The 7,043-nt window shown below is 44.5% G+C and carries 8 protein-coding genes; 2 read left to right on the top strand and 6 right to left on the bottom strand.

The features are described 5' to 3' along the window. The 5 genes from J4227_05950 to J4227_05930 all read right to left on the bottom strand — a co-directional run. Window positions 1-2,673 (bottom strand): hypothetical protein (locus J4227_05950; GenBank protein ID MBS3110043.1); only part of this gene is annotated, 2,673 nt, incomplete at its 3' end. A 5-nt stretch (window positions 2,674-2,678) separates the two neighbouring features. Continuing rightward, complete coding sequence (locus J4227_05945) at window positions 2,679-2,843, bottom strand: hypothetical protein (GenBank protein ID MBS3110042.1); 165 nt, start codon at window positions 2,841-2,843, stop codon at window positions 2,679-2,681. A 291-nt stretch (window positions 2,844-3,134) separates the two neighbouring features. Next, window positions 3,135-3,413 carry a hypothetical protein gene (locus J4227_05940; protein ID MBS3110041.1) on the bottom strand — a complete coding sequence of 93 codons (279 nt, stop codon included), beginning with the start codon at window positions 3,411-3,413 and terminating at the stop codon, window positions 3,135-3,137. A gap of 113 nt (window positions 3,414-3,526) precedes the next feature. Then, the gene (locus J4227_05935; GenBank protein ID MBS3110040.1) at window positions 3,527-3,718 is read right to left on the bottom strand and encodes a hypothetical protein; all 192 of its coding nucleotides are present in this window, start codon (window positions 3,716-3,718) and stop codon (window positions 3,527-3,529) included. An 8-nt stretch (window positions 3,719-3,726) separates the two neighbouring features. Next, a complete protein-coding gene (locus J4227_05930) occupies window positions 3,727-4,164 on the bottom strand; it encodes a hypothetical protein (GenBank protein MBS3110039.1) in 438 nt (145 codons plus the stop codon). Between the two features lie 102 nt (window positions 4,165-4,266). Here J4227_05930 and J4227_05925 point away from each other — a divergent pair, with 102 nt between their 5' ends. Together J4227_05925 and J4227_05920 are read left to right on the top strand one after the other, a co-directional pair. Beyond that, entirely contained in the window at window positions 4,267-4,959 is a 693-nt protein-coding gene (locus J4227_05925; protein MBS3110038.1) for a 1-acyl-sn-glycerol-3-phosphate acyltransferase, read from the top strand. 90 nt (window positions 4,960-5,049) lie between these two features. Next, entirely contained in the window at window positions 5,050-5,958 is a 909-nt protein-coding gene (locus tag J4227_05920; GenBank protein ID MBS3110037.1) for an ACP S-malonyltransferase, read from the top strand. Window positions 5,959-5,976: 18 nt separating this feature from the next. Here J4227_05920 and J4227_05915 read toward each other — a convergent pair whose 3' ends face one another. Beyond that, window positions 5,977-6,996 (bottom strand): deoxyhypusine synthase, encoded by a 1,020-nt coding sequence (locus tag J4227_05915; protein ID MBS3110036.1) that lies wholly within the window; start codon window positions 6,994-6,996, stop codon window positions 5,977-5,979. Window positions 6,997-7,043: the final 47 nt, after the last annotated feature.

Genomic DNA, 7,043 nt, shown 5'->3' with positions numbered 1-7,043 from the left:
GTGGTATTTTTTCTTCTCCTCAATCTTCTTCCTGACAATGATGTAGCCGGCAGTGCCTGTGACCAATGCAAGCAGGATCGGGAGCAGCCACCACAGCGGCAAAAATCCGAACAATGCATAAAGATAAAATGGCCTTGTAACTGTGACAACTGAAGTGACAACGCTTGTGAGATTCAGGTATTCCGCCCTGGCTGTAATCAAATAATCCCCAATGGGCGTATCCTCTTTTGTGTCCATCTTTTTCAGTATGGTGTGCGCAGTGCGGATAACAATCTCATCAGTCGGCAATGTGTAAATTACATCGCTGTAATTCATGCTCTGAATCTCATAATTAATTTTGACAGGATATGCCTCGTCAACAAGGAGATTGTTCATGTCAAGCTTGAATTTTATGGGGTCGCCAACTATCACTTCCTTTTCATCTGGCGTAAGCCTCATGAGCAAAGCTTCAATAGGCAATTTGTCCGGCTCAAGGATGGTAATTTCCGCTGACACAGATTCATTGTAATCGCCTCTTATCAGGAAGTACCCATTGTAAACTCCTGGATCGCGGTTGGCCATTATTGTCAGCTCAAGCTCTTTGCTTTCATTCGGACCCAATGTGATACTGTCATGGCTGATTCTCATCAGTTTCCCGGCCTCGCCGCTAAACTGAAACTTAAATGAGATATCCTTGCTCAAATAATTGTAAATTGAAAAGTACTCCTTTATGAAAGTGCCCTGCCTCAGCTTGCGCTTTATTTTTCCCAGAGTTAGGAGGTATTCTATCACTTCGCCAGGCTTTTCAATTGCAGTGAGGAAGCTTGTCCCGATACCTGGGCCAATGTCTTCACCAGGCCCGACCCCGCTTCCAGAGCCACCACCACCTGCCTGTACAACCTGCGCGGGGCTCATGCCAATATCATGCAGCGTGTCATTTGGCGGCGAAACTTCAACTTCTGCCGAGTACGGATTATATCCTGTTCTTACTGCAACGATATTGTGCGTGCCGTTAGGCACAGAAATTGTATAATTCCCTGTTTCATTAGTTGTGTACTGCGCACCGCCTATGCTTACCACAGCCCCTCCCAGCACAATCCCTGTGACATTATCCCTGACTGTACCATAAACATAGGCTTCTGTGACAGGAATTCCCCCCTCAGGCAATATTGGATTAAGGGTAATGTTATGCTCAATAGTTGTGGCCCCGACAATTGTCACATTAGCAGCATAGCTGTTGTAGCCTGACTTAAAGGAAACAATGAACTGGTCGCCGGAAGTGGAGTTCAGGATGTAATAGCCCGAATTGTCCGATAAGGTCGTAGATCCGGTTATGGCAACAGTTGCATTTGGCACTGCAAGGCTTGTGGAGTTGTCCGTTACATAACCCTGCACGGCCCCGACGCTTTCACCACTCCCTGCCTGGATTGGAATCATGGTAAAATTGAAAACTGTCTCCTCCTCCACAACAATTGTCACATTGTCCACAAAATTGCTGTAACCTGACTTAACTGAAACCAGATTATGCTTTCCAGAAAGCAGGCTGACATTGTAATAGCCTAAAAGGGATGTGTATACTGTTGTCCCCGCAAGGCTGATGCTTGCATTGTAAATCGGAAGGCCTGTGCTGTTGTCCTTAGCATAGCCATTCAGTGTGCCATTCAGCACCAATTCCTGGGTTCGCAGCATTGAGAAATTATGAACAAGGGTTTCTCCTGCTGTCACATTGACCTCAGCCACGTAATTGTTGTAGTACTCTTGAATGCCAACTAAATTTGAAATTCCTTCCAGGACTGTCATGGAATAATAGCCGCTTTCATTAGTGTATGCGACAACTCCTGCCAGACTGACTGTCACATTGTACATTGGCTGCCCTGTCTGATTGTCAAAAATATAGCCAGCGACAGTGCCTGGCTGAAGGCTGCTGAGATTTCCTGCCGGGCAAGTGTCATAGGGGTCAGTAAAGAAATACCATGTCTGGTCAGAATGGTTGACAGGAATCATTAGCTGATAATTAACTTGGGCTGCATCAGGAGTGTATGAACCAGTATAGCTGTCTTTCTTATGCGTGACAAAGATGAAATTTCCATCGGCATCCTTGAGAATGCCGAGGTTAAAAATCTGATTGGGCGGGTCATACAATCCCGTGAACTGGTAGGTGCGGGTGCTCCAGACATTTGTCAGGGTGATGTTCGAGCCAATGCTAAGGTTCATTGTCGGGTCTGTAAATGTATTATTGGCCGAGTCGGGATAGACAGAGTCATATCCAATCCAATCATCAATCTCATATGGCTCTGCACTAACAATAGAGGAAAAATTCAGCTGGCTTTGCGGCTTTGTTGCCATGTAAATCTCATTTGGTATCCCTGTCTGCATGCACTGGAACAGCAGAATCTTCTGGGTTATTGTCCCGGGATCCACTGTCTCAGAGACGGTCGCATTGAATGCAGGCTCTCTCAGGGCAATGCCATAAAACCCCGACCATATTATTGTCTGGTTGAAAACTGTCAGGATTATCTCGGTCACTTCACCAGCGCCCGCAGCATGATAGGCAACGTAGGCAATGTATTTCTGGACTCCAAATCCAATGATTATGAATAGCATTATCAGCACAGCTGGCAGGTAGATCCTTGGCTCTATCTTTCTCCTGTCTTTTTTCCTGAAGTCCAGCTTTTTGTCAATATCCGCAATCATCTGTTTCACCAGTCATTCTTCACAATCTTGCCCATTTTCTCTTCCCTTATTTTTTCAGCAATCAGAAACTCAAAGCCGTGGCTGCGATTTGCAAAAATATGGTCATTTACCCCCTGGTCGAGCCAGGCCAAAAGGTCCTTTTCCAGTGTGACCGTTATCCGTTCTTTCATTTTGCCGTAGCTATAGCCTACCTGACTTTTGCCTCATCAGGTATTCAAGGGCATGGCTCCTGTTCGAGAATATTTTCTGGGCCACTTTTTCATCTACCCAAGCTAGAAGTTCCTTGTCTATTGTCAGGGTAATCCGTTCCTTCATTTGGCTATTAGTAGCTATCTGTGCATATCTACATATAAAGTAATATATAAAAGTTTCTATTTTCTTATATTAATATAGAAAAATGTATATTAAATTTAATTAATTTACATACGATTACATATTTAGTATGTATTTCCTGGATTATATTATTCGAAGCTCAGGCCTCCAGCTTGAGCCATTTCATCTATGCGTTGGCCTGCTGCCACAAGTGCAGATAGCCCCTCAAAATATTCACTTGCCACTGTTTTCAATACTCCACCCCTTGGTGTCTGAAAAGTAGAGTCCCGTGAATATGCCATAAGCATATGTTCTGCAACAATATATTTTGCCAGGGCAGTTGCTACTTGATCCTTGTCATCTTGGCTTGGAAGGAATGCGGATACGAACTGAATTTTGTTTTTCTCTTTTGCAAGCTGTTTTGACATGTCAGAAATCGACTTCGCACGCTCCGAGCTTTAGCTCGGTGAAAGAATATCGATTTCTGAGCATGATCAAGAACTGCTCACTTTTTAGGCAGTATCCAAACACGCTGCCTGCTTTAGCAGGCAGTTCTTGACAAAATCAAAGTGGCATAGATATCCTTCATTGCAATTGTTGCTTCTTTCACATTCCCTGCTGCAGCATAATCCCTAAACCTGGCTGCAAGAGGCTGCAATTTCGCGTATGAGCGAATTTTTCCCTCAGAATACTCGTTTACCGGAGGAGGCGTATTGTCTGTCACAATATTCATCTCTCTGTTTATCCTTCCCCTTTTAACCTATCTGTCAGCGTGGCTCTGTCCATATCTTTCGCAACCTCTGAAACCAAATCAAGTTCAGCTGCAAACCTGAGAATGTCCTGATAATCCGACTTATGAAGCGTACTGCGTTGATAGGCCAAGAGCATATCATTTAGCATGCCATTATAGTGAACTATCCGTTGCACATTATAGCCATCTGACTGAGCCTTATCTGGATTAAGGGAAGAATGCCTGAAATCCGCAACATTGCCCAAGGCATTATGGAACCGCTGATATTCCGGAGACCAAAACTGAATCAGAAATTCATGAAACAATGTGTCGATTACATCCCTGCTTTCTTTGTCATGGATGGCTTTCCCCACTTTAACAATATACGGCCTTAATTCCTCTGGATTGGACGCATATTCCGTCTTGCGGGCCTGCTGTGCCTCTGCCATGGCTGTTTTGAAATTCAGTTCATTTAAATACTTTTGCCTTTTAACTATTTTTCAGTAGTTAATTTACCAAGATTTAAATATCAGGCTTAAATCTGCTCGCCTATGCCTATGCAAGATCATATCACGCTGAAAAGAAAAGACGCATTATGCTATGCGGTGGCGGCTTCATGCCGGGGAGCCCTTAGGACATATTACGACCTTAGCATTGAGGGCAAGGGAATCATTAAAGACCTTCATGGCCAGGGATTCATCCTATTGCCAAACCATCAAAGCAATTTAGATATCCCCTTTGAATCTGTGGCACTTCTTGAAGCAGACAGCCGGCTGGGATTTTATCTTATGAAAGGCAGCCTGCCCAAGTTTTACGAATTCCTTGGCGGAATTTCCCAGGACCGGATGAAGGAAGTCAACAGGAAAGCAGGGGATGACCCGGAATTGCGCAATCACCTTTTACGAAATGCAGCCAGACAACGGGAAAGATTTTTTTCCGAAACTGTGCCTTACCTGATTGATGAGGATGAAGCTGTTGTCATCCATCCACAGGCCACGCGAACTTACCAAATGGCAGCGCCTATGAGCCGAAGAAACCTGCAAAAAATCCTGGAAGCGCAGAAAGTGCATGAGGCGCGGACCGGCAGAAAGATACCTCTTGTCCCGCTTGAAATAACCTATGAGAACAAATACAGGCCTGATTCCAGGGTCAGCATGCGGTTTGGAGAGCCCATTGCGGTGGCAAGCGATGAAGTGTCAAAACTTGAAGAGCACCTGAAAAAGGAAAACAGATTTTTTGAGTAAGTTTAACCCTCTCTTTTACGCAAAGGCATCTGGGAAGAATTTAATGAAATCCTAATCACCTTTATAAGCATTTCATCTCTTCACGCATAAATGAACCATGGGCTTTTCCCTGGCCAGGGCAATCAATATGTCGGAATGGGGCTTGACCTTTGCTCAAACTTCCCAATAGCCAGAGATATGTATCAAAAAGCAATTGATGTTTCAGGGGTGGACGTCCCGAAGCTATCTTTCGAAGGTCCTTCAGATGAGCAAAAAAAGACACAAAACACGCAGTTAATCACATTTGTCCATTCCTCGATTATCCACACCTTATTGTCGAACCTTCTAACTCGAAACCCTTTTTCGGATTTTGCAGGGCATTCAATTGGCGAATATGCAGCATTGTATGCCGCTAATGTTTTTTCTTTTGAAGATGGAGTCTCCATTGTAAAAAAACGTGGTGAACTCATGAGCAGGAAATCATTTGATGAGCCCTCTCTCGTAGCAGTAATAAATGCAGACTTGGGCGAATTATCCGATTTTTGCCAAAATGCCGCAGGGGGTGAATTAGAAATATCCCTCTACAATGCCCCGGATATGTTTGTCGTGGGCGGGCATCCTGACATGGTGAAAAAGCATCTGGACTCTCTGCCTGGGAAAAAGAAGATCCCGCTTAAAATATCAGGCCCATTCCATACACACCATTATAAGGATATCTCAGAGGAGTTTGAAGATTACCTGAATTCATTCACCTTTAGGCATCCCGAGATTCCAGTCTACTCAAATGTTACTGGAGAGCACCACACTGCAGATGGAATCAGGAAGAAACTGGCTGAGCAGCTTTATAATCCTGTACTGTGGGGAAGCATAATGAGGCGGCTATCCGGAAGATTTATTGAACTGGGTCCCGGAAAGTCTTTGGCCAGGTTTAAGCCCTCTTCAGGAAATGATCATTCATTCTATTCAGTTTCGGATGCGGAAAGCCTAAAAAGCATCGCAGAAATTCTGAAAGAAAGCTAGAGGGGCCAATGAGCATCTCTATCCGGACTCTATAATTTTTTGAAGCCCTGCAACCATCAGCGGGAACAATATTGTCGCGTCACCGACGACCTTGACATGGCCGGCATCCTGGCTTATCTTGCCCCAGGAAATAGCCTCTTCTGGCTCAGCCCCTGAATCCGAGCCGTCATATTCAGGCGCTGTGTTAATATAGACCGCGTAAGCTGTCCCTTCTCTCATCATGTTGGCATTCAGGATTTGGTGCTTGACCACTCCTGCACCGAGCACAAGGACGCCTGTCTTCTTTGCCTCAATTGCCAATTCATTGAGCTGGAAATTGTCATCTGCCATGTCAACCCTGAATTCAGGGTGCTTGTACTTGAAGAAGAAAATCATGTCGCCAATGCTTCCATCAGTCAGGGCCGGGCAGAAAACCGGGATTTTATTTTTTGCAGCCCAGTAATAAATGCTGTCCTCATTGTTTATTTTCTCCCCCAATATTCTTATGAGCTCGCTCGGCCTTGTGATTTTGCCTTCCTTCTCCTGGCTTTCATAAAGCTCTTTCAAGATCGGGACCATGAAATCCTCGAAATCACAGTATCGGTCATTTGGCACAAAGATGTTCCCAATCCTGTTTATTCCTTTTTGCCTGAGCATTGCGCCCTTTGCCCTGAAATCACCGAGGATAAACGGCTTTATGCATTTAATTATGTCCTCTTCAACGCCACCTGCAGTTGTCACAATGCAGTCAACCATGTTATGTTTCACAAGAAACTTTATTGCTTCCCTCACTCCGCTGCTGACCATATTTGAGGTGTAGCCCAGAAAAATTGTCATGTCTTTCCCGGTTTTTTTCTTTTCAATAAACATCTTTTTCAGGATCTCAAACCCCTTGTGGAAGTGCGTTGCCTGGAATCCTGTTGAGCCGTATTGTTTTAGGAATTTTTCCAAGTCAAACTCATTTTCAAAATCATAGCCCTTGACTTTCAGGCCTTGAGGCTCTTCGCTGACCTTGAATATGCTTTTCTTGGCTTTTTCGATATTGTCTTTTTGCACCATTGTGTAACATAGCATCGCCCGGGGCTTTTAAAGGTTTCCTGGAGAAA

The organism is Candidatus Woesearchaeota archaeon, from assembly GCA_018303405.1.
Taxonomy (GTDB): domain Archaea; phylum Nanobdellota; class Nanobdellia; order Woesearchaeales; family JABMPP01; genus JAGVYD01.
The sequence above is the reverse complement of the archived record's forward strand: the minus strand, read 5'-3'. Positions and strand labels throughout refer to the sequence as shown.

Excerpts from the sequence above, each read along its gene's own strand:
- J4227_05935 (MBS3110040.1), bottom strand. The coding sequence starts at position 3,718 with ATGAATATTGTGACAGACAATACGCCTCCTCCGGTAAACGAGTATTCT.
- J4227_05915 (MBS3110036.1), bottom strand. The coding sequence starts at position 6,996 with ATGGTGCAAAAAGACAATATCGAAAAAGCCAAGAAAAGCATATTCAAG.
- J4227_05930 (MBS3110039.1), bottom strand. The coding sequence starts at position 4,164 with ATGGCAGAGGCACAGCAGGCCCGCAAGACGGAATATGCGTCCAATCCA.
- J4227_05940 (MBS3110041.1), bottom strand. The coding sequence starts at position 3,413 with ATGTCAAAACAGCTTGCAAAAGAGAAAAACAAAATTCAGTTCGTATCC.
- J4227_05920 (MBS3110037.1), top strand. The coding sequence starts at position 5,050 with ATGAACCATGGGCTTTTCCCTGGCCAGGGCAATCAATATGTCGGAATG.
- J4227_05945 (MBS3110042.1), bottom strand. The coding sequence starts at position 2,843 with ATGAAAGAACGGATAACGGTCACACTGGAAAAGGACCTTTTGGCCTGG.
- J4227_05925 (MBS3110038.1), top strand. The coding sequence starts at position 4,267 with ATGCCTATGCAAGATCATATCACGCTGAAAAGAAAAGACGCATTATGC.